We start from the raw sequence: 26,435 nt of genomic DNA on the forward strand, positions 1-26,435 counted from the left end.
TCACCGCCGATGGCTGCTCCCTGCCCTCCGTGCCGTCCTGGCGGGGGCCGCCACCGCTCCGTGGCAGCGGGCCCTATTCCGGATCTCCACGCACCGCGTGGATCACCCCCGGCAACTATCGACGCTGTGTGCCACCCTCTCCACGCGCCTGCGGTTCGCGGGCCTGCGGGAACTGGAAAGCACTGTCTACGTCGTAGCCGCTGGCCGCGGTCGTGCCGCGTGCCGGCGGGTTGATGCTGCTGCTGGCGTTGCCGAAGCCCAGGATCTGCACGCTGATCACCGAAGGCTGGTTGCGCCGGGCATCCTCCTGGCTCTTGCGGATCACATCCTGCGCCGCCTGGCTGGCACTGCTGGCGGCGGCGCTGGCCGAAGCCAGCGCGTTGACGTTCACCGATGCCTGCACCGGCAGGCCCTTGCTGTCTCCCTGCACCTGGATGTTGGCCGCATTGAGTACCTGCAGCGCGGCCAGATTGATGTTGCCCGACACACGGATGCCCGCCTCGCCCGCATCGATGGTGCCCAGCGGCGCGATCAGATCCACATCGCCCGGCGCGACTTCCGCGATCGGATTGAGGGTGGCAATGCCCGCACCACTGGCCGGCGCCTGGGGCGACAGGATCACATTGCCCCAGGTGTCATAGACGCGCCGTGGCGGTGTGTACAACAGCGTGGTGCGCGAGCCGCGACCGGCATTGATGTCGCCCTGTTCCGACCACGCCAGGATGTCGCCACCGAAGGTGGTCATCACCCGCGACAGGCCCAGCAGCACGCTGTCCTGGCTGAACAGGCGGATATCGCCCTGCCCCTGGGTGACGAGGCCGGCACTGGCAGGCGGCACCACCCCCTGTACACCCACCACGATCTGGCCTCCCGGTGCCATCAGTTCGATGTTGCCGCCCGCCTCGGTGCGCACACCGGAGCCACCGTACATCACGATATCGCCGGTTCGGTCGATCGTCGCACCGGCCGCATTCCTGTCCGGCATCAGCGTGGCGATGGCCTCGCGCCCGCGCAGATAGGAGCCGAAGCGCGGCCCTTCCGCATCGGTGTACTCGCGTCCGCCTTCGCGCAGCTCGGCGTAGTAGATCTGCCGCAGGAAGATGCGCTGCTGTTCCTGCGGCAACGCATCGAACGCTGCCAGCGCTGCCTCGCCATCGGCGGCCATGCCGAAGCGTTGCTGCAGCCACTGCTTCAGTTCCTGGTCGTAGACCTTGACTGCCCTGCCCGGCTGCGACGCAAGCGATTGCGCGGGATCGGCCAGGTTTGCGGGATCCAGATAGCGGGCACGCAGGGCGGCGAAATCGATCTGCTGGTTGCCGGCCGTCAGCGCGATGCTGGCACCCGGACGGGTGTCACCCTGCACGATGCCACCGAGGCTGACGATGCTGCCCGCCTCCTCCTGGCGCAGCTGACGGCCGGCACTGATCTCGACGTTGCCGGGGCCGGCGATCGTCGCGTCCAGATGCACGATGTCACGTCCCGCCGCCGCCACCGTGATATCGGTGGGCGCGCTGTTCAACGCGGTCATCGACACGCCGAGGATGTCCCGCCCTGCCCGCAGCTGCACCGCGCCTGCTGCCTCGAACCAGTTCAGCTGCGTGCGCTGCCAGGCGGTGCCGTCGAGCGTGCGTTGGGCGCCTGTCGCCAGGCCGATGATGTCGCCCTGCACGGCGTAGAAGCGGCTTGGTGCCAGTGCCGAGGAGACCGTGGACAACGGCGTACCGGGGCCGAACGCGAACAGCGGAAGCGATGCCTCCGGCGAGGCGATGTTGCCATCGACCGACAGGTTGTGCCGCGGACGCGTCACATTACCGCTGGCATCGCGTTGCTCGGCAACGAATGCGGGGTCGAACGGCCCCGGCAGGCGCGCATCCGCGCCCGAGCGCGTGATCTGGGTCGCGCCGCTGCGGGCGAAGATGCTGCCGCCGGCCAGGACGTCCAGCCGCCCGGTGGCCGAGGGCGCCAGCAGGATCACATCCTGCGTCCCCGTCACGGCACTGATCCGGTCCAGCTTGATGTCACCCTGGGCGGCAACGGCGCTGAAGCGCGAAGGATAGAGCCAGTAGTTCAGCAGCTCCTCCCGGCTGCCCGGTGCCAGCGCAACCTGCTCGGGCCACAGATTGCTGCCGGTCACGTTCTCCGGCCCGGCGAGGCCCGGCGCCAGGTCACCACCGGCACTGAACAGATCCACGGCTGTGTTGGCGGTCCACAGGGAGAACCAGGTGCTGCCCGCAGCGCGGCTGCCGTTGTCCTGCACCACCGTGCTGTAGTTGGCCAGTGGAACCCGGCCGGCATCGGCGACGCCGCCGAGCACGACATCGCCCCGCGCCTGCAGCTGTGCGACCGCATCGCCCAGCACCAGCACCGGCCCGCCCATCGGGCGGGCGGCGTCGGCGGCGAACAGATCGGCCGCACGCAGCTGGCCCAGCGTCCCGTAGCTGTCCAGGGTGACGCCCATTGCACCGATGCGTCCCGCATCGAGCAGCAGGCTGCCACGCAGGTTGATGAAGGTACCGTTGAGGTCGAGATTCTGTGCGGCTCTCGATGGATTGAGGCTGGAGATCGTCGCCTGCAGATTCGGGTTCAGCGCGCCACCGATGCGCAGCTGCAGGTCACCTCCGCCGGTCAGGTGCAGCTGGCCATCACTGACACGGCCGGTCGATCCCACGGCAGCGATGATTGCACTCGAATGCGGCGCCGTCAGCGAGCCCAGCGCGTCACCCATCGCATCGCGTACGCCGGCGTGGCGCCCGGCCTCCAACATCAGGTTGCCACCGCCCAATGTGCCGAAGCCAGTGAAGCCCACCATCCGCGGGGTACTGCCGGCGATGGCCGACACGTTGGTGTACGTACCGAAATTCACCCACCAACTGGTCGGCACCGGCGCCACGCCGGTGGTGCTGCCGGTTCCCTGCCGCCACAGCCAATTGCCGACCGCGGCACTGGAGTACAGCGCCCAGTCGCGCTCACTGGTGCCCGACTCCGCGCGCGCGGTCCAGACATCACCGACGATATCGCGTCCGGCCTCGACGCGCAGGTTGCCGCCATGATCGGGATACCAGGCCTGGTATCCCGCGATTGCGGCGTCATAGCTGCCCGGCACCAGGTTCTCACCCAGCAGCGCGGTGTTCCAGGGCGCCGCCGCGCGCGGTGAATCAAACGCGGCGTCACGGCCCTCGCCGAGTGAGCTGGGCGTACCGGCGGTATAGACGCCGAACCCGGACTTCATCGCAACGTCGCCCGCCGCGAGCAGTTCCAGGTCGCCCTTGCCGGTGCGCAGGACACTCCAGGCCGGTGTACCGGCGCGCTTGCCGTAGGTGGTGACCTCGGTCTGGGTGCCACCGCCGGCACAGTAGCCCGGTGCCATTCCGCAGAATTCGTCCTCGGTCATGCCCAACAGCTCGGCGAAGTCCTTTGCCGGCGTGCCGACATAGGATTCATCGCCCCAGAAATCCAGCGAACCCTGCGCGGCGACCTGTCGCGGCGCGGGGCCGCAATAGCCATCGGAAAGCGCGCAGAACTCATCCTCGCTGAAGCCGAACATGTCTGCCAGCTCGGAAATCGGACGGCCGGCATAGGAGGTGTCGCCCATCCAGTCCAGTGACGCCTGTTCGGTCAGGACCCGGTCGCCCACCCAGATGATCTCGGTCGTCACGGTGCCGACCGAGCCCTGATGGGTATCGGCAAGCACCACACTGCCGTCGCTTCCCCAGCGTCGCGAACGCGGATCCGCGGCGTCGCTGTCAGCCCCCGCCACCAGTGTCATGTCCCACGATGTCGTACCTTCGGCCAGCATCGGGGCAAGCGCCCAGTTGCGTCCCTGGTTGCCGTTGGCGTCGGCGGGACGCAGGTTCACCGGTGCGTCGCCGGGCAGCTCCACCTTGGTCAACGATGGTATGTACGCACCCACCTTGAGCTCGACTTCCCGTGCCAGGCGCAGGGTCACCGGCAGCATCGCGCCGGCCGGCCAGTCCTGGGCGGCCATCTGCACATCGCTGCGCAGGCGGAAGCCGGCCCCCAGTCGCGCGCCCGCCGCCAGCACCAGCGGCGCCTGCAATACCGTGCCGGCAGCAAGCAGCTGCCCCGACTCGGTGGTCACCGCCGCACCCAGCACGGTCCCTGCGGGCAGGCGAAGGTCCTGTGCGATCACCATCGCAACGGGCAACACGGTCCCGAGCGGAAGCGTGGTGCACTCGACCGGCACGTCATAGTTCAGGCGGGTACCGGCCTGGAACTCCGTACCGGGCTGCAGCTTCACTCCGTCCACCGGCACCACCAGGTCGCCGCCGAACGGCGTGTGACCGGCGGTGCCGTTGCGGCTCTCATGCAACTGCCATCCTGCCTCGTCCGGATTGGCCGGTGGCGGCGCGAAGCCATCGTTGATGCTGCCGTGCACGTTGATGTTGCCCTCCGCGCGCAGCACCAGCGACGCCGACTCGCCGAAGCCGCGCCGCGCCGGATCATTGCGATCGGCCTCAGGCCCATAGCGGTAGCCGGACAGGTCGATGTCACCGGATACGGTCAGGTCACCTCCGGGATTGGCCTCGCTGCGGCGGGCGAGGACCTGCACGCCGGGGCGCAGGCGATGCGTGCCCAGCGCAGCCGTGCGTTGTCGGAGATCCGCATTGGCCAGCGCGCCGTCCATCCACGCGCGGTTGTCCGGATCGACGATCTGGTCCAGCCACTGCTGGGTGACGCGCTGCGCGCGGTTGCCGTTGACGTCGACAGTGTCCGCCAAGGGTGCGTCCTCATAGCGTCGCACCGCATTGACCTGGATATCGGCCGCACCTTCGACGCGCAGACCGCTGGCGACCGTTATCGCAGCATCGTCGCCGCCGATGCGGGGCGCATCGATCTTCAGGGTGCCGCGGGCCACGCCGTCGTTCTGCCCGCGGCCGCCGCCCACCGCCACAGCCGTCCCCGCGCGCAGGTCCAGATGAGCGCCGGCGCCGATGTCGATCCCGCCGGCGGCGCTGCCCAGTTCGATCGTGGCCCGGTTCGGGCTGTCGATGATCTTGCCCTGGCTGTCCACGCGCAGGCCGGTGCCATGCGTATCCAGCGTTCCCTCCACCTGCAGACCGTCACGTGCGTACAGGCGGATCGCGCCGACCTGCTCGCCGCTGGCGTCGATGCGCCCCGCCACGCGCAGGCTGCCTGCGTCGAGGCTGATGTCGACCCTGCGCGCCTTCACCTCGTCACCGATCAGCAGATCACCCTCACCGATCCGGAACGTGCGCCCGCCGGTGACACCGCCTGCGTTCAAACGCTGGTTCAGACCTGCGAAGTCCTGCAACGTGCCGGCGCGAACGACGAGGTCTGCGCCGTCGTAAGGCACCACGGTGCCACCTGCGTCGTAACGGCCACTGGCAGCCCCCTCGATGCCACCGACCAGATCGGCCCGCCCGGCCAGGGCATTCACCGTCAGCCGTCCGCCGCGGTTGTTGCGCGCCGAGAGATCGATGCGTGAGGCGGCATCAGTGCTGACGTCACCCGCATCGCTGGACAGCAGCACGTCGCCGCCCCAGCTGTACCGGTCCACGTCGTACAGCGTAACTCTGCGCCCCGCCAGGTCCAGCGCCGCCTGGCTGCCGAGCGCGATGCCTTCGCGTGCGCTCGCTGACAGCCGGCCGGAGGCCAGTGCGATCGTGCTGTCCAGCGCGATCCGCTGCGCATCGATGCTCAGTTCGCTGCCCAGCGCGTCGCCGCCGGTCGTGCCGCGGCCGCCCAGCAGACGGAAGTCGCCGCCGGTCCGCACCCGCAGCTGCGCACCGGGATCGGCTGTCAGCAGCGGCGTGTCGATGCCGATGCTGCCACCGCTGTACTGCCAGCCCTTGTCCGCGAGATAGCCGCCGCGCTGCTGGTACACGTCCAGCGTACCCTGCGCGGAAAACAGCAGCTGCCCGGACGCGCTGAGGTTGAGCGCGCTGAAGCCGAGCACCTGGCGGTTCGCGGGCACCTCGGAGCTGGGACGGCTGAACGGGGCGCGCGCCAGCTGCAGGTTGCGGGTGACGATGTCCAGCTGCCCCGCGCCAAGCCGGTCCACCATGGGATCGGCCGGCGGCACCGATGCATCGCTGCCCGCCGCCTGCGTCGCCGCCAGCGAACCGTCCCAGACCAGTGTGTCCACCAGGATGCGCGCACGGTCGCTCGCCGCACCATAGCCATGGATGGCCTGCGCGCCCAGTACCAGCGTCTGCAGGCCACCGCGGCCGGTGGCACTGTCGCGCGCATCCAGGTCGACGCTGCCGAACACGTTGACCGAATCGCGTGCGACCAGGCTCAGCGTATCCAGCGCCGGTGCGCCGGTGGCATCATTGCCGCGCAGCAGCTGCTGCAGCACGGACTGGTTCATGGTCATGCCATTTGGCAACGCCCCTGCGGCCGCCGCCTGCGCGATCGCCTCGGCGCTGCCGAGGTTGAGCGCCGCCATGCTCACGCCCAGCTGGCGCGTGCCATAACGGGCGGAATCGCGCATCTGCAGCACGCCATCGGTGGCCACCCCGATGCTGCCATCGGATACCAGCCGTGCCTCGCCTTCGCAGTCCGTCTGGCAGCCGCCGATGTCGATCGCGACCGGCCCTGCCGCCACGCCGGTCGTACCGGTGATCAGGTTCAGGCGCTGGTTCGAGACGGCCAGCAGGCCGCCATTGACCTGATAGGGCACGGTCGGCGCGGACGCGGTGTCGCGTGCGAAAGACAAGGTATCGAGTGTCGCCCCGGCTTCGACCAGGATGCCGCTTCCACCGGACGCCGCAGCCACCAGTATCTCCGGTGCCTGCAGGCTCGCACCGGAGCGGATCGCCACATCGCGCACCGCGCCGGACACCGCCACCAGCGACGCCGACTCGTTGAACTGTCCGCCGATCACCATGCGTTCCGGCCGCAGCGCATTCAGTGCGTCGTCGGTGAAGGTCGCACCGCGATCGCGCGCCTGCGACGGACTGCCGGCAGCGGCGACCTCCAGAGAACCCACGGCCGGGCTGGCGAGCGTGGCCACCAGGGTGCCGCCGCGTCCCTTTTCATTGGCCGCGGAGAAGCGCGCCGTGCCGGCGAAGTCGATGGCCGCGGTTCCCTCGCGGCCAGCGCCTTCACCCAGTGCCAGGGTCAGCCCCAGCGCATCGATGGTCTGCCAGCCGCGCGCCTCGCCACGACGGTCGGCGGTGGCCTGCACGAAGCTGTTGTAGCTGGTTTCGTTGTAGCCGGAATGCCGGCGCACCACCGCCGCCGGCGTCAGCAGGATGTCGGTGAGCAGCGGCGACGCCACCCCACCCAGTGCCGATCCCTGCTGGCCGGACACGCGCCAGGTCCCGGTGCCGGTCTGGATCGGCTGCGGTACGCCGGAGGTTCCCGTCGCGCCCAGCTCGACGCGGAATGCACCCGGCTGCAGCGCGAAGCTGGCCGGCAGCAATGTGTAGGTCCCCGCAGGCAGGCCGGGAACGCCGGCGGGTACGGTGATCTGCTGGCCCACCGCTGGAGCAGCGAAGCCATCATCACTGCTGGGTGCGAAGCTGCCGGCACGTCCCGGCACGATCGCGTACACCGGGTTGCCGGAGGCACTGAACGCATAGCGCGGGTTGGCATCGGCCAGCGCGGTGCGCAGCACGTCGACGGAGCCACCGCGGCCTGAGACAAATGCCGCGCCGGTCAGTTCGCCGCCACCTGACACGTCCAGCAGCGCACCGGCATGCACATCCACATCGTTGGCGGTAAGGGTCACGCCCTTGGATGCAACGCCACCCGGCGTCAGTGATTCCAGGCTGCTGCTGCCCCTTCTCCACGACACGCCGTCCACGGTACCGCCGTAGGGCAATGCCAGACCTGCGCCACTGGTGGAGGTGATGCTGCCCGGCAACAGCTCCACCCGGCTGGCACGTGTGCCGCCCAGGACCAGGCCGCCCAGTTGCAGCGCTCCCATCGGCGCCTGCACGTTGCCGCCCTGCTGCACGGTCGCCGCCACCAGCTGCAACGCGCCCAGCGCTGACTCCGGCGGGGTGGTCGCCGCCGTGCCCGTACCCCGGATGCGCAGCACCGCATCCGGATCTGACCAGTATCCAGGCGTCGCCACGGTCGCCGCAGACGCACCCGCGACGAGGTAGCCCGTCGCACCGGAGGTGGGGTACAGGCGGGCGGCACTCACGTCCATCGACCCGCTCGCCATCAACGCACTGATCGATCCGCCGTTGGACACCGCGTTGAGCAGCCGCACGTCGCTGCGGCTGTCCAGCACGACCTGGTTGAAGCCGGGCAGCCAGGTGACATCACGGATGTCGATCAGATCAGCCCTCGCCGACAGCACGTGGTCGCCTTCCGCAGCCGACGCCACGGTATCGGTGACCACCAGGTTCTCACCCGGCAGCGACTGCCAGTGCGACTGTGCCAGCAGCAGGTGCGGAGCACTCAGCGAAATGCCGCTGGACTGCGGTGCTGCCACGGCCATGCCGAGGCTTGACTGCCCCTGTCCGTAGATGCGCAGGCTCTGGCCCATGCGCAGGTCGACATCGCCCTCCGCGCGGACGTCACCGAACACGGACAGGGTGTCGAAGCCACCGGCCTGGATCTGCTCCACCGACAGCGCCGCGTGCCCGTACTCCAGCCGGTCCGGCAGCACCGCGTCGACCGGGCTGCGCTGGCTGAGCGTGATGCCACGCGCGCGCAGTACCTCCTCGCTCGCACCGCGCGCATGAACGCTGCCACCAAAGGCTACGCCCAAGGTGCCGCCACGCGCGCTACTGCCGCCGGCAGAGGCATCCATTGCGCCGTCCAGGTACAGAGCGTTGGCCGAACGCAGCACGATCTGTCCGCCGTCGCTGTCCACCCGGGTCCGCCCCTTCCCGTCGACATCCAGCGGCGCCGAGGCGCCTGCTGCCCGCAGCTGCGCGCCACGCTCGAGCACGACGAAGGCTTCAGGCGGACGGTTGTCCACCGACGCAGAGCTCTCCCAGTCGAGCGCGCCGCCGATCTCGATGCGCCCGCCGGCCCGCACCTGTCCCTGCAGGCGGCCACCGGCATCGGCCAGTGACACCGCATCCGCACTGACATCCAGCAGCGCACCGTCGGCGAACCGCCAGGTCCGCTCGATCCGCTGCCCGGCATACAGCGTGGTCGGCAGGCGCACATCGTCGATGCTGATGCGTCCCCCCTGCGCACGCAGCGTACCTTCCACGTCGATGTTGCCGGCGCCGAGCAGGGAGATCGCCTGCCCCGGGTCGACCTCGATCAGCGCGGCCTTGCCCACCCGCAGGTCGCCGCCGACGCTGTTGCGATCCGAGCGCAGGCTCACGCTGGCACCGCTGCGCTGGCGGACCAGCCCGCTCAGTGGATCGGCACTGTAGAGCGGTGCCAGCCAGCTCTCCAGTGCCTCTTTCCGATCCGTCGCGGTGCGCGCGTCCGCGGTCATCCGAAGGCCCGGCATGCGCGCTGCCAGCTGCGTGCCATCGGCAACCTCCAGCCCTTGATGGCCATTGATGTCGTACTGGGCAAAGCCGCTGCCGAACAGGCCGGCATCGATCTGCAGCGCGGCTGCATCGGCCGGATCCGCATCGCCCACCCGCACCCGGCCACCGGTGCCCAGCGAGAACGTGCCGCTGCCCTGGCCACGGCCACTGAACCGGCTGCCCTCGCCCAGCTGCACCCGGCCGCTGCCGTCCGTTGCCACCGTGCTGCTGTTCGCCTGCAGACTGATGCTGCCCCCTTTGCCGACACGACCCTTGCCGCGCAGGTCCAGCGCGGCGCCGGCCTCGACGTCGACCGTCGCCCCCGCGCCCACCCTCACGTCATGGCTGTTGCCCAGGCTCAAGCGGCCGCCATCCGTCCAGGCACCACCCGCATCCAGTGGCTCTCCCAACGCTGCGTTGCTCCATTCACCGGCAAGATCGATGTAGGTACCGTCGGCAATAACGGTGCGTGCGCGGCCATCGTGCAGCAGTGCCGTCGGCCTGCCCTGCACCTCCAGCAGGTTGCCCGCCAACAGCTGGCCACCGGCAATGCCGATGTCGCCCGCCAGTTCAACCTCGCTGCCAATCAGGTTCAGCTGTCCGCCCGCCTGCAACCGAAGACGGCCGTCAATGCTGATGCGATCGGCGCTCGCCAGATCGATCCGCCCCCACTGCTGGGCACTCAATTCTGCGATGTCCAGCCACACCGTGTCGCGCCGCTCCTCCCCGACCGGTGCCAGCAGTGACCACGCCGCCGTCTTCGGCGCATTGTCATCCACGCGCACGTCCGAACCGAACACCCCGCTGCGGCCCTGGCCGTCATAACGCCCGAGGTAGAGCTGCGCATTGCGTGCTGCCGCCGTCTGCGCCTGTGCATAGCCGTCCAGTGCGGCATCAGGCCGGCGGTTCTGCTGCGCGCCCTGGAAGGTGGCGGTCTCCACACGGCCCTCCAGCACCGCCGTCGGGGCGGAGACGATCAGGCGTCCTGCATCGCGGCCGACCGTATACCCGTTGTCGACACGCTGCGCCGCGAACACGACCGGATCGCGGAACGTCTCGGTGACGCCCCAGCGCTCCTGTTTCACCTCATGGCCGTTGTACACCCCGTCGAACAGCATCTCCGCCGGTGCGTCATCAAGGCGGTACACCTGGCCATCCACGCCGCGCACCCAGCTCTGCCGGATCACGCCGCTCTGCACATCCAGGCTGCCACCCGCAAGGTTGATGCGTGACCCACCATGCGTGATCACTTCACTGCCACCCAGCAGGACGGTGCCTCCCTGCGCGGCCCATTCGCCGATCGAATGCCCCTGGTTGTCGAGGTAGCCGCCCACTTCCAGCAGGCCGCCTGCGGCATACCAGCGCTCACCGTCGTAGCCCCCGGTTCCGGCTGGCACGTGGATGAGCCTGCGGCGGTCGACCCAGACCTCGCTGCTGGTCAGCTTGCCGCTGTCGCGGTTGTCCAGCGCATCGCGCAGTTCGTTGCCCTGCACCTTGATCTGGACATTGTTGCTTTCCATCGAGACCTGCACGCCCACGGCACCCGACACGTCCACGCGTGCTGCATCGTCGACGTAGCTGCGGGCCGCCGCGTCGGCGATGACCTGGCCGCCCGTGGCAACCGTGAGCGAATCGGGGCGGAAATGGATGGTGCCACCGGAAACGATCTCCACCCGCGACTGGTCGCGTCGGTCGTTGTGCTGGGAGAGATTGTCGAAGGTTGCCGAGCGCGCACCCGCGCGGATCGCATCCTGCTCTGCCGATTCCCTGATGAGGCTGTCGCGCTGGGTGTCCAGTGCCGTGGCCTTGCCATCGTCCTCGATCAGCACCGCCGTGATCGATCCATCGGCGAGCGTGACGGTGCTGCCGGTATCACTGGCCGAGGTCAGAAGATGCACGGTGCCGCGCTGTGCGAGCGTCGTGCTGGCCACGGCCACGCCGGCCTGCTCGACGTTGCGTCCGGCCAGGGTCACGTCACCCTCGCGGGCACGCAGCAGGCCGGTATTGCGCACGCTGCCCGCGGTACTGTCGGCGATGAAGCGCGGCGCGATTTCATTGCCACGCGTGGTGGAGCTGGTATTGGCTGCGGTGCCGACGCCGCGCCGGATCACGAAACTGTCGCCGGCAGCCAGCTGCACCTGGCCCTTTCGCGCCTCGATCTGGCCGGCGTTCTCCACGCTGTGTCCCGCCAGCAGCACGTAACCGCCGCCACGCGTGGCGCTGGTCGGCTCGTGGGTCGCGATACGTGCGCCCCGCTCCACCATCACCTTGCCAGCGGCATCGCTGAGGGCGGCCGTATTCGTATCCGCGCTGTACAACCCGGTGTCGCGGAACTGGCCATCGCTGATGCGCGCCGCCGCCGCGACCAGGTTGCGGACGTTGACCTGGCTGTTGTTGCCGAACACCACGCCGTTGCGGTTGGCCACGAACACGGTGCCGCCCGCGGTGAGCTGGCCGAGAATCTGGCTGGGCCGCGCATTCGGATCGTTCACCCGGTTGAGCACGGCCCAGTCCGGGTTCTGCAGGAAGTTCAGCGTGGTGTTGCCGCCGATATTGAAGGTCTCCCAGTTCAGGATCGCCTTGTCCGCGGTCTGCTCGATGCTGACCTGGACACGTCCGTCACTGCCCTGTGACTGGATCGCCTCGCGGGCGTTGATCCAGCCCCGGGTCAACGGATTCTCATCGACCTTCAACCCGTCCCTGCCCAATCCGTCGGCAACGATGAACCCGGCCTCCCGCCGCGATTGCCGCGCCTGATCCTGCAGGCGCTGCTGCAGGGCGATGGCCTGCGCGGCGGTGCCGAGATTGTCGATCGACTGCTGCAGCTTCTGCCGCGCAGCATCCTGCTGCTGGGCCGGCAACTGGAACTGGATGGGCACGCCGTTGGGCATGCGCCCGCTCTGGGTGGCCGCGCCCTGCGCTGCGCCGCGTTCGGCGAACCAGGCCGGGCTGAACGCCTGCTGGGCCTGGCTGGCCGGGGCGACCACGCTTCCCAGTGCGACCGCGATGGCCCAGGCCATCGGATGATTGCGGCGCATCGGCGCGGCCGGATGAACAGCGGACGGGAGCGGGTGCGACATCGTAACCTCATCAACCTGGTGGACCGCACTGGCGGCGGTGATCGCAGACACGCGCAACGCATGCCCTGCCACTGATAGACGGTTCGCATGACATGAAGCCGACAGCGTGCAGGGGGCGATGGCGCTGCACGCCGCACGGCGGAAATGGCGACGCCGGCCACAGGGGCCGGCGCCGGGTCAAACAGGGTTCGCGCGGTGCTGCGGATTACAGCGGACGGCCGATGCCCGCACAGGTGCTGGGATTGTTCAGGCCGGCTGCGCTGCTGGCCAGCACGAAGCGGTTGCGGATCGCATCGCGCCAGGCCTTGGTCAGCGGGATGAAACCATGGCCGGTGATCGACGCCTCGTAGGCCGCCGGGTAGGTCGCCGGATAATGACGGGCCAGGAAGCCGCGCAGGCTGGTGGCAACCGCCGAATCCTTGTAGCACTGGCCGATCACCAGGTTGGTGTAGCCGGCAATCGGATAGCCGGCCGACGGGTTGCCGAACACCGGCACCCAGTTGGCGGGATTCTCGGCGGCGGTGCCGGTCGGCGGAGCGACGGTATCCAGGGTGGCCTGCACGCTCACCTGGTCCGGCGAGAAGCCCTTGACCTTGGCAACCTTGGTCGCATCGGTCAGGCTCGGGATCACGTCCGGGCCGACGTAGCCGATGCGGCCATCCGCCGCATAGACAGCGTTGTACAGCGAGGTGCCGCCCGTGGCCGGCGCGGCAACCAGGAACGCCGGCAGGTTGTTGTTGGCATCGCGCTTGTACAGGTCGGCGAAGGTCGACTTCACGGCGAACATGCCGCCGACCAGGTTCGAGGTCGCAGCCGGCTCAGCGGCGCAGGCCGCAGCCAGGAAGCGGGTGAACATTTCGCTGGTGCCGCTGCTTTCGGTGCGGTAGACCACACGGATCGGACCGCTGCGGTTGGCGTCGATGGTCGACCAGTCGCTGATCGCGCCGGAGAACACGCCGCAGATCTGCGCCACGCTCAGGTTGACGGCCGAACCCGGCTTGTTGAACGGGATGGTCACCGAGGTGGCCACCGACGGCACCTGGATCAGGGCGCCGTAGCGGTTGGCATTGGTCGACTGGTTGTAGTTGGTGGTGTAGGTGCTCAGTTCAGTCGCGCTCAGCACCGAGTCGCTGCCAGCGAAATGCACGGTGCCGGTGGTCGAGAACAGCGCCGAATTGTTCTCCAGGAACGCCTTCTTGCCGGTGCCCGAACCGGTCACGGCGTAGCTGAAGTTGGCCGGCAGGATGCTGTCAGCCTGGCCCTTGTAGAGGTCGGCCGGCAGCGATGCACCACCGCCGGTAACGGTCTGCGCCGACGCGGCGCCGGCAGTGGCGAGCAGCGCGGTGGCAACCAGCGCGGCCAGAGTCTTGTACTTGTACATGATCTTCTCCTGAAGGGTTTGCTGCGAAGGGAAACGCCAAGGGAGGAACGGTCACTACACGCCTGCTGTCGCTGAGGGCCTCCCAGCCCGCTCCGCGACGACAGGCTCATGCTCGTCCGTGCCGATGACAGGCCGCTTAAGAAACCTGTGGAAGATCGAAAAAAGGTATGGAGGATTGTGTGGAGAAGCGTGGCCTGTGCGCCGCACGCCCGTCACTGCACGAGCTGGTTCATTTCCATGATCGGCATCAGCACCGCCAGCACGATGGTCAGCACCACCCCGCCCATCACCAGGATCATGGTCGGCTCGAGCAGTGCGGTCAGTGCCATCGCGCGCCGCTCGATCTCGCGCGAGAGGGTCTGCGCGGCGCGATCCAGCAGGGGCGCAAGTGTGCCGGTCTTTTCACCACTGGTGACCAGATGCACCAGGATCGGCGGATAGACCTTCTGCACTTTCAACGCAGCGCCCAGTGCCGCGCCCTCACGCACGCGCACGGCAACATCCTCGGCGCAGCGCACCAGCAGCGCGTTTCCCAGCGTCTGCCGCGCTGCCTCCAGCGCGCGCAGCAATGGCACGCCGGCATCGAGCAGGATGGCCAGCGTCGAGGCGAAGCGCGCACTGTTCACGCCAAGCACGAAGCGGCCCATCACCGGTACGCGCAGCAGCATCGCATCCCAGCGCAGGCGCAGATCGGTGCGGCGCAACGCCAGCCGCCATGCTGCAACCAGCAGGCCGATGCCCAGCGCTGTCCATGCACCCCAACTGCGCACGAACGCGCTGGCGGCCAGCATCACCTGGGTCAGCATCGGCAGTGTCTGTCGTGCCTGCACGAACGCTGTCACCACCTGCGGCACCACATAGCTGAGCAGGAAGATCACGATCGCCACCGATACCAGACTGATCGCCGCTGGATAGATGAACGCCGTGAGCACCTTGGCCTGCAGCGCATTGCGCTCCTCGATGTAATCGGCCAGGCGTTCCATCACCCGCGCCAGGTCGCCCGAGTCCTCGCCGGCGCCGACCAGGGCGCGATAGATCGGCGGGAAGTCGCGCGGCCGGGCCGCCAGGGCCACGGTCAAGCGCTGACCCGCACGCACATCGGCGCGCACCGAGGTCAGCGCCTGAGCCACATGCGGTCGCTCTGCCTGCTCGATGACGGCACTCAATGCGCCCTCCAGCGGCAGACTGGCGGCGAGCAGGCTGGCCAGCTGGCGGGTGGCCCAGGCCAGTTCGCTCGCTGAAAGCCGGCGTGTTCCCCAGCCCCCGCCTGCGCCGCGCGCGGGGCTGACCTGCACGGGCGTCAGCCCACGCCCACGCAGCAGCTGGCGCGCGCCACGCGGGCTGTCGGCATCCAGCTGGCCCTTTTCGATGCGTCCCTGCGCGTTGGCGGCCTGGTAGTCGAACAGCGCCATCGTCGCGTCAACCGTCGCCGCTGACGCGCAGGATTTCCTCCAGCGTGGTCAGCCCGCTGTCGACCCAACGCTGGCCGTCCTCGCGCAGGCTGCGCATGCCGGCGGCCCGTGCCGCCTGGCGCAGCGCGGGCTCGCCCTGCCCTTCATGGATCAGCGCGCGCACCCGATCATCAACCACGAACAGCTCATGGATGCCGGTTCGCCCACGGTAGCCGCTGTGTGCGCAGGCTGCGCAGCCCACTGCCCGCCACACCGTGCGACCGTCGGCGTCGACCTCCGCGCGCCGGCACTGCATGCACAGGCGCCTTACCAGCCGCTGTGCCAGCACACCGCGCAGCGAAGACGCCAGCAGGAACGGCTCCACCCCCATGTCTGCCAGCCGGGTCACTGCCGAGATCGCATCGTTGGTATGCAGCGAGGCCAGCACGCCATGACCCGTCAGTGACGACTGCACGGCGATCTGCGCGGTTTCCAGGTCGCGGATCTCGCCGATCATGATGGTGTCCGGGTCCTGGCGCAGGATCGCGCGCAGCGCGGTGCCGAAGGTCATCCCGATACGCGCATTGACCTGGATCTGGCCGATGCCCGCGAAGTCGTACTCCACGGGATCCTCCACGGTGAGGATGTTGCTGGTGCTGCTGTCGAGCTGGCCGAGCGCTGCGTACAGCGAGGTGGTCTTGCCACTGCCGGTCGGGCCGGTGACCAGCACGATGCCGTGTGGCTGGCGGATCAGGCCGGTGAACGTGGCCAGGGTGTCGTCGGCCATGCCAAGGCGCTGCAGCTGCAGCCGGCCGGCATCCTTCTCCAGCAGGCGCAGCACCGCGCGCTCGCCGTGCCCGGTCGGCACGGTGGACACGCGGATGTCCAGCGGCCGGCCGCCTACGCGGAGGGCGATGCGCCCGTCCTGTGGCAGGCGCTTCTCGGCGATATCCAGGTGCGCCATGATCTTGATGCGCGACACCAGGGCGGCATGCAGGGCGCGCCGCGGCTGCACCATGTCGCGCAGCGTGCCATCGACACGGTAGCGGACCACCGAATGGGTCTCGAACGGCTCGATGTGCAGGTCGCTGGCGCCATCGCGCGCGGCCTGTGCCAACAGCGCATTGATCATGCGGATCACCGGCGCGTCATCCTGTGCGTCCAGCAGATCGGTGATCTCCGGCATGTCCTGCATCAGCCGGTCAAGGTCGACTTCGCTCTCCGCCGCGCCGACGACCGCCGCGGCGTCGCCGCCGTCACGATACTGTTCGCCCAGCCGCTGCTGCCAGGCCGCACTGTCCAGTTGCTGGAACGGCAGGGGTCCATGCAGGCGGCGAAGCTCGGCGACAGCCCAGGCCGGGGTCTCGGTGGTGCCCAGCAGGACCGGCCCATCACCCGTGTCGGCCAGCATCACCCCGTGGCTGCGCACCCAGGCATACGGCAGTGATCGCAGATCGTTGGCCACGGTCACGGCCCGATCACCAGTTCCGGGGTGTATCCCAACCCCCGCAGCTGCTGCAGGGCCGGGTCCAGCTGTGCCGGATCGCGTGGCAGTCGCACCCGCAGGCGCTGACCCGCTGCGCCGGGTGTGGCTTCTGCGTACGCCTGCAGCCCCAATGCCCGCACCTGCGCCACCGCCTGCGCGGCGCGTGCGGGGTCCAGGCCCTGCGCGAACTGCACATGTTGCGCAGTGCCCTCGCCGGTCGGGTACAGGGCGGCCAGACTGGTGTTCTGCAATGGTCGCCCCTGGCCGTCGCGCGCGTTGCCCTGGCCGAGCGTACCAAGGTCCTGTGGCGGCAGCTGCGGCGCCGACAGCGCCGGCAATGCCCAGCTCTGCACCGGCTGTGCACCGGCCTGGGCGTTGCGCATGTAGTCGTAGCGATCGCGGGTCAGGCGCTGGCCGGCCGCCGGGTCACGCACCACGTGCGGTCGCAGGAACACCATCAGGTTGGTCTTGGCGCGCCTGCGCGTGTCGCTGCGGAACAGCGCGCCCAGTACCGGAATCCGGCCCAGGCCTGGCACCGCGTCGCGACCGTGGCTGACGCTGTCCTCGAGCAGGCCGCCCAGCACCATGATCTGGCCGTCGTCGAGCAGCACGCTGGTGTCCAGTGCCCGCTTGTTGGTGATGATGCCCTCGCTGCTGGAGCTCTGCCCGTCGATGCTGCTCACTTCCTGATAGATGTCCAGCTTCACCGTCCCGCCTTCGGAGATCTGCGGGCGCACCCGCAGCTTCAGGCCGATGTCCTCGCGCTCGATGGTCTGGAACGGATTGTTGCTGCCACCTCCGCCGTCGGTGACATAGCGGCCGCTGACGAATGGGACGGTCTGGCCGACCATGATGCTGGCGGCCTCGTTATCGAGCGTCATCAGGTTCGGCGTGGACAGGATGTTGGCACCGCCCTTGCTCTGCAGCGCGTTGGCCAGTGCCTTCATGTTGAGGATCTGGCCCACGCCCGGCAGCGTGATGGTGCCATCGATCACGCCCACGTTGAGGCCATCGCGCGGCAGCACGTCCAGCGTGGTGCGCGCGGTGCCATTGAGGCCGCTGCCGCCGGTCGCACCACCGAAGTGGGTGCCTGCGAACGTGCGGCCATTGCCCAGCATCCACTGCACCCCCAGTTCAGCGGCATCGGTCTGGTTGACTTCCACGATCAGGCTTTCCACCAGCACCTGCGCGCGCCGCTGGTCGAGCTGGTCGATCACCCGACGCAGGTTGCGGTACACCGGCTCCGGCGCCGAGATCAGCAGCGTGTTGGTAGCGACATCGGCCTGTACGGAGATGCCGTTCTGGCTAAAGCCACTGCTGCCGGCATCAGCGGGGTCGCGCCGGTCCGGATCGAGCCGCTGCGACGGCAGCGCATTGCCCGTGGCCCCGGCCTGCTGCGGCTGCGGCTGCGTCGGCGCGCTGCGAGCGGACCCGCCAGGCAGCGGCGTGATGCCCTCGCTGCTGCCCATCGCCTGCGCGTCGCTCTGCCCGGCCACCACGCCACGCAGCACGCCCGCCAGCTGCGTGGCCTGTGCATTGCGCAGATAGACCACATGCAGGTTGCCGGACTCGTCCTGTGCCCGGTCCAGCTTCTCCACCAACTGGCGTGCCAACCGCGTGCGCCCCGGGCTGCTGGAGCGCAGCAGCACGCTGTTGCTGCGCGGATCGGCCATCACCACCACCTTCTGGCCCGGCTCGGCGCCCTGCGCATCCAGCAACGGTGCGACCATCGCGGCCACATCCACGGCGATCCCCTGCTGCAGCTTGACCACGTCGGTGTCCATGCCAGCCGGGGTGTCCACGCTGGCGATCACCCGCGCGATGCGTTCCAGATTGTCGGCATAGTCGGTGATGACCAGCGTATTGTTGCCCGCGTTGGCCGTGATCGGGTTGTCCGGACTGATCATCGGCCGCAGCACCGCGACCAGTGCGGCCGCATTCTCGTAACGCAGCGCGAAGGTCCGTGTGGCAACCTCTCCACCTGCCGCTCCGCCGCCTACCCGGCCGCCCAGCAGCTTGGCATCGGCCTGTGGCACGACCCGGCTGATGCCACCGTTCTCGACCACGGCGAAGCCACGCATGCGCAGTGCGCCGAGCAGAAGCTGATAGGCCTGCGCGCGACTGACAGGACCATCCGATACCACCGTCATCTTGCCGGTCACGCGTGGATCGATCAGGAACTGGCGGCCGGTGAAACGCGCTGCCATCCGCAGCACGCCACCGATATCGGTATCCACCAGATTCAACTGCACCGGCTCGTCGCTGGCATCCTGCGCCCATGCCGGCGCGGGCAGGTGGAGCATCCCCACGACCAGAGCCAGCACCGCGCCACAGGCAAGACCGTGCATCGACCTCATCGAAGCTCACCCGCAACGGCCTTCATCACGATGCTTCCTGAAATGCGTGCCGCCGGCATATCCGCGTCCCCTGTGCGTTGCAGTTGCAGTCGTTGCAGTTCGATGGTCGGGTCGGCCAGCAGCGGCAGGAGCCAGTTCCAGAGCACATCGGCGGGCACCGACTGCACCTGCAGGTGCCAGCGTCCCTCGCGCGCGTCGACCCGCACCCCATCGGCAAGGCCGGCGGCGGCGATCCGCGAACGCAGGCTGGTCAGTGTCGGCCGCTGCTCCCGGGCCAGGCGCTGGCGCTCGCGCGCGTCCAGCAAGGGCGCCAGTGCCCGTATCTGTGCCTGCAGGCGCGGCAGCTCAACCTGCCAGTAGCTGCGCTGCTTCAGCAGGGGCTCCAGCCAGAATGCCCACAGCGCAGCGGCCAGCAGTGCACCCACCATCGTCGTCAGCATGACGCGTTCGCGTAGCTGCAGGCGCCGCCAGCACTGCGACAGCGCCGCGATGCCGCCTTCCATCCACGCAGTCCGTACCCTCATCGGCTGCCCCCGGTGCTCAGCCGCAGGCGGCCACCGCCCTGGCGGACCAGCTGCAGGCCCTGCGCCTGCGCCGCCTGCTGCCATCGTTCCAGATGCTGCGCATCATCGGCCAGCGCCTGCGCATCGGCGTCCAGTTCCAGTTCAAGCGCGCCGGGCGTGTAGTCCATGCCGCGAACGCGGCCGGCCAGCTCCGGAACCGCCTGCAATGCCAGCGCGACCTGTTGCTGTATCCGCGGCAGTGGAGCCGTCTGCACCGGTGCGGCCAACGCACGCCGTGCCTGCAGGACCGGATCCAGTACCTCGGTGATTTCCGGATACTGCGCGCTGAACTGCCGCGTCATTTCCCGCTGCAACGCCTCACCTTCGCCGCGCCAGCGCGAGACCTGCAACTGCAGGCCCGTCGCGGCGAGCACCGCGGCCGCCAGTGCCAGCCCGATCGCCACTCGTGGCAGGCGTCGTCCGCCGCGCTGCAGCGGTAGTGCCCATGCCGGCAGCGGGCCGCTGGCCTCGCTGCCCGCGGCCACTGTGCTGGTCTGCAGGTGTCCGGGCCAACCCGAGGGCACCGCATGCACCCATTGCACGGCCTGCACGCCGGCCTGCTGCAGGCGCAGGGAGGTTGCCTGCAGCACGGCTGCCACGTCGCGCCCGCCACTCCACTGCACGAAGCCGCGGTCGCGCCCGCTGCGTACCAGCAGGTGCTCGCCCTTCGCCTCCAGCGTGGCCCGCCCCTCCGTCCACGGCAGCAGCAGCGGCGTCGGGTACAGCCCCTGCAGGCTCAGGCCGCACGACGCCAGCAGCTGCTGCGCCTGGGCCACGGCCTGCTGGCCCAGCCATGCCACCGGCACGGTCCCGTCAGCCGCCTGCGGCCCATTGGCCAGCGCAACATCCTGCAGGTCGTCCAGCAGCATCGCCTCCACCTCGCCCTGCAGCGCGGCCTGCAGCCGGCGACCTGACAGCGGCGGCAGCTGCAGTTCCAGCAGGATCAGGTCATGCGGATCGAGGCAGGCGTGCACCTGTGCCTGCGGATGGCGCTGTCCCAACGCCGATAGCGCCTCGCAGCCATGCGCCGCCACGTCACCGCGTTGCAGTTGCGCCCACTCCACCCGGCTGTCGGCCTGCAGTCGATCCAGCGCCGGCAGGCGCACCCGCAGCTGCACGCTCATGCGCCGATCCTCGTCCATACACGCTGCACGCGCACGCTGTCATCGCGGTACTCACGCCAGATCAACGCGCGGAAATCGACGTCGCGGTCGTCTGCCTGGACCTGTCCGACCGCCAGGAACCATTCGCTGTGGATGCCCAGCGGCATCACCGACATCTGCTCGCTGCTCACCTGCAGGCGGTTGGCAATATCACCGCGGTTGAGCAGCCAGCGGCCGCCATCGCGCTCGTCCACCAGCGCCCGCAGCCGGCCCGGATCAGCGCCGGGTGCAACCGCCTGCAGCACGGCCAAGTCAGTCGTATTGGCGTTGACCAGCGTCTGCGCCGGCAACACCACCGTGCGCCGGGACAACGCCCGGACGGCGCGTGGCTCGGCATCGGCCAGCGCCTGCCCGATCAGGGCTTCGCGCGGCAGGGGCGCCTGCGCGGCGCGATCACCGTCGCGCAGCCGTGCCTGGATGTGGTCCGCGGCACCGCTGCATGTAGCCGCAGACACCCCCTGCTCCACGCACAGCGCCACGAAGGCCTGCCGCGCCTGCGCATCCGGTTGGCCCTGCGACAACAGGTTGCGCAGGTTGAACAGCGACTGCGCGTCCACCATCTGCAGGCGCACCGGCAGCGGCGCATCCAGTTGCACCGGCCGTGCCCAGCGACCGTCGCGCACGGTGGTCAGCTGCTCGCGCGCGTCGTCACGAAGCTGCTGCCCCGCGCGCTCCAGCGCGGCATCCACGGCCATGCGTACCTGCGCCCGCAGCTGGTCGCCACGCAGCGCACGCAGCTGCGCGGCCTGGCGGGTCAGCAGCGCGGTCGCGATCACCGCCACCAGTGCGACCACCAGCATCGCGACGATCACCGCCATGCCCTGCTGGCGACGACACGGAAAGGCTGCCATCGGAGGCGACATCGGTGGACCTCACAGCTGCCAGGAGCCGATGTCCGCATTGCCGGCATCACCTCCGGCCTTGCTGTCCGCGCCAAGGGAGAACACGTCGATGTCGCCGTGCGCGCCCGGGTTCTGGTACTGGTACGGATGCCCCCACGGGTCGTTCGGCAGGCGGTCCAGATAGGGGGTTGTCGGCATCGCGCCGCTGCTCTTGGGCGGCGCCACCAACGCCTGCAATCCCTGCTCGGTGCTGGGGTAGCGGCCATTGTCCAGGCGATAGAGCTTCAGCGCCTGCATCAGTGCGGCGATGTCCTGGCGTGCCGCCACCACCCGCGCCTGATCGGGACGATCCATCAGGCGCGGCACGATCAGTGCGGCAAGAATGCCGATGATCACCACCACCACCATGATCTCGATCAGGCTGAAACCGTGCTGCCGGGCCCTGCCACCACGAAGCTGTCTTGCCATTGTTCCGCCCTCGTCATCCTGGAAGGGACCGCTGCACCATGGTCAGCGGCGCATGTGTCAGTACGATAAACATCCACCTGCAATTCGCTGCTGCTCCACCCTGTCTGCGCTGGCGCCCGCCGGCGGCACGCCAGCCGACTGCAGCAGCGTTGCAGGTACTGCCGCCAACGCGCCTTCCACGCAGCGACGCAGCAGCGGGTGGCGACTGGCCTGCAGGATCCGCACGCATTGCGTCGGCGACCAGGCGCTGCCACGGCCGAAGCCGACGAAGCGGCGGTACACCTGGTGATGGCGCAGGTCATCGTGTACCCGTTGCGCGCTGTCCAGTGCCTGCACCCACAGCAGCAGAGCGGCACGCTGCAGCATGCGGACATCGTCCATGTCCAGGGGCAGCGTCGCGATGGCTGCTTCCGGCCACGCCGGCAGTTGCGCATCGGTTGCGCGGCGCAGCGCCAGCAGCGGATGCGCCTCGACGTCCAGCGCCGCCCATCGCGCGGCGTCCGCCCAGGCGTCGCTGGAAAGCACCCAGACCCACGGATGCCCGTAGCGCTGTACGCACAGCGGCGCGTGCCGGGCCTGTTCCAGCGACCGGCTCAGGTGGCGATCCAGCTCGAGCATGCTGATCCTGCGACGTTCCGCCATCGACGCTGCCTGCGCTCCACGACGCGGATGCGCCGTACTCTGGAGAAGACGTCAGCAGGGTCGATGAAGCGACAGCGCGTTGCGCGTGATGTGCCGTGCGTTGCGCTTCAGCCGCTCTGTCACAGCGACGTCATGCGCCTGCAGGCATCGGCATCCAGCAACGGAGCGATGCCGCCGCATTGTCGTGCCAGCACCATCACGTCGGGACGTCGGCCAAATGCGGACAGCAACCCGGCCGCGTCCGCGTCGGCCAGCAACGCGGCCGTGGCCTGGCGCAGTGCCGGCAACTGCCATCCGTCCATCGCGGTCACCGCACCGGCCACAAACCAGTGCCACAAGCGGTGATGGATCACCTGGTCGTGCAACTGTGGCAGGCCCTGTATGCCATGCATCGCCATCAGCAGCAGACCGCGGGCCGCCATTGCCGGTGATACGCTGCCCTTCTCCGGCAGCGACAGCGCCTGCTGCAACCTCAGCAGGGCAGCCAGCGGATGGCCCTGCGGGTCGAAATCCAGCAGCACGGACTGTTCCTGCCACTGCGGATCGGACACCACGCAGACCCAGGGCGATCCATAGCGATGCACCGTCAATGGACGTCGCTGCGTGGTCTCCAGCAATGCGGACAGGTTGCGTCGCAGGTCGAGCACACCGATGGTCTCGTTGCGCATTCCTTGGCTTCTCCTTGCATGCGGCAGCCACGCGACGCGCGTGGCCGGGGGCTCTACCCCAGGACGGCGATACCGCCCGGGAAGCGACGCAGCTCCAACGACAGCGTCAACCGCAGCTGTTCCAGCGCCGCGTCCGGGTCATCGATGCGGAAGCGACCGCTGACCGGCGCACGCGCCTGTGCGCCGTCACCGAGCAGGACCCTGCCGCGGCGATAGCGATTGATCTCGTCCACCACCTCGCGCAACGGCGCGCGGCGGAACACCAGCATGCCTTCGGTCCAGGCGCTGACCTCGCCGGCCACGGCCTCGGCCACCACGCCGCTCAGGCGTTCGTCGTAGCGGGTCTGCTGTCCGGCCTGCAGCCGTAGCCGGCCCTGCGGGTGCTCGATGCGGGCGCTGCCGCGCAGGCACGTCACCCGGACGTGTCCCCCGGTATTGCGCACGTCCAGCCGGGCTGCGCCCTCATCGGCGATCACACAGCCCGGCCCCGCGTACAGTGCGAGGCGTGAACCCGCAGCGGTCTCGAATGCCGCCTGCCCCTGCACCAGCTCGTAACCCTCGCCGCCCGCACCCATCCGGCGCCGCAGACTGCTCTGCGTATCCAGCTCCAGCGTCAACTGCGGCGTCAGCGCAAGCTGGAGGCGCTCGCCGGTGCCGGTATGGAAGTCGGCCGCCATCGCACTCACCGACGGCCACAGCCCCAAAGGCGGACGGATCGCCGCCACCACGGCGAGGCTGGCGGGAGCGGCGATGGCCGCCCCCAGGAATGCACGCCGGCTCCATCGCCTTGCCGGGCCCGGTGCCTGCGGCTGGCGTGCCGCAGCCGGGACCTGCTCACCGGCCACGCGCACCTGCTCCCATTGCCGCCGCGCACGGGCAAACGCTTCGCGGTGACGCGAATCGGCCGCGCACCACTGGCGGAACCTGCGTCCGTCGGCTGCCGTGGCCTCGCCCGACGTCAGACGCACCACCCACGCGTGGGCCTGGCGCTCCACGGCGTCGAGCGTGCGGTGCGGGCGATCATCAGGGTCCATGCGCAGTCCAGCCATGCCCGCACGCTGCGGGGTTCTGCTCGGCGTCAAAGTGTAGACGGACGCCGCCGGTCAGAACCGCACCTGCCGGTCCTGCCCGCTGCGCTCGGCCAGATAGTCCTGGGCCGCTTTCAGTTCGCGCTGCACCAGCCGCAGCGACACGCCCAGCTGCTCGGCCACGTCCCGCTGCTGCAGGCCGTCCACGCGGATCGCCAGCAGGATCCGGCGGCGGCGTTCGGGCATGCGGTGCAGCAGGCCGACCATGTCTTCGAGGGCACGATCAAGCTCCGCAGCCTGAGCCGGACCGGGGCCCGGATCGGCCATCTCCATCAGCGCGTCCACTTCTTCCAGGCTGAGCAGGCGATGGTCGGCGCGCTGCCGATCGATCACGGTGTTCATCGCCATCCGCAACAGATAGGCCGCCGGATTCTGCACCGGGTCCAGCCGGTCGCGGCGTGCGCTCAGGCGCATCCAGGTGTCCTGCAGCGCATCGCCTGCCAGCTCTTCCGAGCCCAGCTTGCGCACCAGCCGGCGCTTGAGTTCATCGTAGGCCCCCAGCAGGTGATCCATCAGGTCCACCGCCCCGGCCGTTCCGTTGCTCATGTTCGAATCCTTGAAATCATGGAAGGGGCTGCCGCCGGCCGCAGTCGTGGTCGGCACGGGAGGGCTGGATCTGCAGCGTCACCGGCTGCGGCAACGCGGCGGCGTCGATGGACGGCGCCAGCCTGCCGATAGCCAGCAGCAGGCGCCGATCGCGCCGGGCGTCGCCGCTGCCGACGAGCAGTTCGGCATCGTCGACATGGCCCTCGGCGGTGATGCGGAAACGCAGCGTCGCCGCGTAGCGGCCCGGTGCGAGCAGGGGGTCGTCACAGAACGCGTCGCGCAGCCGCTGCTGCAGCCCGCCAAAACGACGGCTGCGCTCGGATTCCGGTAGCAGGCCGACGGGACCGGCTGCGCGTTCGGGTTGCGCGCCCAGCCGAAGCACCACGCGCTGCGCGCCGATCACCTCGGCTTCGACGCCGGTCTCCTGCAGCAGGGTCTGCAGCGCCTGCAGCGGCGGCAGGCTGGCGTGCAACGGGTAACTGCGCCGACCGGCAGCGAGTTCGCCGGCGTACATCACCGACCACCCGCTGCTGACGCTGAAGCGCTCCACTGCCTGCTCCAGCGGCTGCGCCGGAATGTCGTAGGCACGGACGTCGTCCTCGGCCGTGGCGACGAAGGCGAGCAGCAGCCACGCAGCGATGGCCACTCTCCATGTTCTGACCGCGTGGCGTCCATCCAGCCCCCTGACGTTGAACACATGACCCTCGGCAGCGACAGCAGCTGTGACGGAGGCAGGCGGCACGACCGGGAGGTCGCCCGCGCGCGACCGGCAAGCGGGGTCAGACCCTACCGGGGGCAGATGTCATTGCGATGACCACCGCACCGGCGGCCGGCGCGGCACGGCCTCAAAGCGGCAGCCGGGTGGTCTGCTTGATCCGCTGCATCGGGATCTCGGTCTTGGTGTTCTGCACCCCGGCGATCCTGTTCAGATGCCGGATCTGGAACTGGCGATACGCGTCCAGGTCGGCCACGGCCACCCGCAGCAGAAAATCGCAATCGCCTGCCATCAGATGACATTCAAGCACTTCCGGCAGGGACTTGATGCTGTTTATGAAGTGGTTGGTGGTGTCCTCGTCCTGCCCACGCAGCCAGACCCGCACGAATACGGTGAAGCCCCGTCCAACCTTGGTCTCGTTCAGCAGCGCCACGTAGCGGTCGATGTAGCCGCCCTCCTCCAGCAGGCGGACCCGGCGCAGGCAGGCCGACGGCGAAAGACCGACCTGCCTGGCCAGCTCCAGGTTCTGCAGACGACCATCGACCTGCAGCGCCTCGAGAATCCGGCGATCAAGGTTATCGAGTTGAGATTGCATTGGATTTCAGCCTTAT

15 protein-coding genes are annotated in these 26,435 nt (G+C 69.2%); all 15 read right to left on the bottom strand.

All coding sequences use genetic code 11. The annotated features are described in order from the left end of the window. Positions 1 to 115: 115 nt before the first annotated feature. The 15 genes from N8888_RS10160 to N8888_RS10230 all read right to left on the bottom strand — a co-directional run bounded on the left by N8888_RS10160 (position 116) and on the right by N8888_RS10230 (position 26,419). Complete coding sequence (locus N8888_RS10160) at positions 116 to 12,514, bottom strand: putative filamentous hemagglutinin family protein (protein ID WP_263174443.1); 12,399 nt, start codon at positions 12,512 to 12,514, stop codon at positions 116 to 118. Between the two features lie 205 nt (positions 12,515 to 12,719). Further along, on the bottom strand, positions 12,720 to 13,895 hold the full coding sequence (locus N8888_RS10165; protein WP_263174444.1) for a substrate-binding domain-containing protein: 1,176 nt from the start codon (positions 13,893 to 13,895) through the stop codon (positions 12,720 to 12,722). Between the two features lie 212 nt (positions 13,896 to 14,107). Further along, complete coding sequence (gene gspF, locus N8888_RS10170) at positions 14,108 to 15,307, bottom strand: type II secretion system inner membrane protein GspF (RefSeq protein WP_263174446.1); 1,200 nt, start codon at positions 15,305 to 15,307, stop codon at positions 14,108 to 14,110. A 7-nt stretch (positions 15,308 to 15,314) separates the two neighbouring features. After that, on the bottom strand, positions 15,315 to 16,697 hold the full coding sequence (gspE, locus tag N8888_RS10175; RefSeq protein WP_263178391.1) for a type II secretion system ATPase GspE: 1,383 nt from the start codon (positions 16,695 to 16,697) through the stop codon (positions 15,315 to 15,317). A 56-nt stretch (positions 16,698 to 16,753) separates the two neighbouring features. Further along, entirely contained in the window at positions 16,754 to 19,129 is a 2,376-nt protein-coding gene (gene gspD, locus N8888_RS10180) for a type II secretion system secretin GspD (protein ID WP_317629458.1), read from the bottom strand. Next, positions 19,126 to 19,653 carry a type II secretion system protein M gene (locus tag N8888_RS10185; protein ID WP_263174451.1) on the bottom strand — a complete coding sequence of 176 codons (528 nt, stop codon included), beginning with the start codon at positions 19,651 to 19,653 and terminating at the stop codon, positions 19,126 to 19,128. Before N8888_RS10185 ends, gspD begins: the two co-directional genes overlap by 4 nt. Next, positions 19,650 to 20,816 (bottom strand): type II secretion system protein GspL, encoded by a 1,167-nt coding sequence (gene gspL / locus N8888_RS10190; RefSeq protein WP_263174453.1) that lies wholly within the window; start codon positions 20,814 to 20,816, stop codon positions 19,650 to 19,652. The genes N8888_RS10185 and gspL overlap by 4 nt, the downstream gene beginning before the upstream one ends. Next, positions 20,813 to 21,673, bottom strand: coding sequence for a type II secretion system minor pseudopilin GspK (gene gspK, locus N8888_RS10195; RefSeq protein WP_128988305.1), 861 nt, complete (start codon positions 21,671 to 21,673; stop codon positions 20,813 to 20,815). Before gspK ends, gspL begins: the two co-directional genes overlap by 4 nt. Before the next feature lie 54 nt (positions 21,674 to 21,727). Continuing rightward, a complete protein-coding gene (gspG, locus tag N8888_RS10200; protein ID WP_111186858.1) occupies positions 21,728 to 22,165 on the bottom strand; it encodes a type II secretion system major pseudopilin GspG in 438 nt (145 codons plus the stop codon). Between the two features lie 57 nt (positions 22,166 to 22,222). Then, the gene (locus tag N8888_RS10205; protein ID WP_258012752.1) at positions 22,223 to 22,783 is read right to left on the bottom strand and encodes a hypothetical protein; all 561 of its coding nucleotides are present in this window, start codon (positions 22,781 to 22,783) and stop codon (positions 22,223 to 22,225) included. A gap of 143 nt (positions 22,784 to 22,926) precedes the next feature. Beyond that, positions 22,927 to 23,475 carry a hypothetical protein gene (locus tag N8888_RS10210; protein WP_065176118.1) on the bottom strand — a complete coding sequence of 183 codons (549 nt, stop codon included), beginning with the start codon at positions 23,473 to 23,475 and terminating at the stop codon, positions 22,927 to 22,929. A 53-nt stretch (positions 23,476 to 23,528) separates the two neighbouring features. Continuing rightward, on the bottom strand, positions 23,529 to 24,509 hold the full coding sequence (locus N8888_RS10215) for a FecR family protein (protein ID WP_317629491.1): 981 nt from the start codon (positions 24,507 to 24,509) through the stop codon (positions 23,529 to 23,531). 69 nt (positions 24,510 to 24,578) lie between these two features. Further along, positions 24,579 to 25,109, bottom strand: coding sequence for an RNA polymerase sigma factor (locus N8888_RS10220; protein ID WP_053516348.1), 531 nt, complete (start codon positions 25,107 to 25,109; stop codon positions 24,579 to 24,581). A gap of 16 nt (positions 25,110 to 25,125) precedes the next feature. Continuing rightward, positions 25,126 to 25,806 (bottom strand): TonB-dependent receptor, encoded by a 681-nt coding sequence (locus tag N8888_RS10225; protein WP_128988257.1) that lies wholly within the window; start codon positions 25,804 to 25,806, stop codon positions 25,126 to 25,128. A gap of 148 nt (positions 25,807 to 25,954) precedes the next feature. Next, a complete protein-coding gene (locus N8888_RS10230; protein WP_128988259.1) occupies positions 25,955 to 26,419 on the bottom strand; it encodes an Lrp/AsnC family transcriptional regulator in 465 nt (154 codons plus the stop codon). Between the last annotated feature and the right edge of the window lie 16 nt (positions 26,420 to 26,435).

The sequence above is a fragment of the Stenotrophomonas maltophilia genome (assembly GCF_025642255.1).
Classification (GTDB): domain Bacteria; phylum Pseudomonadota; class Gammaproteobacteria; order Xanthomonadales; family Xanthomonadaceae; genus Stenotrophomonas; species Stenotrophomonas maltophilia_P.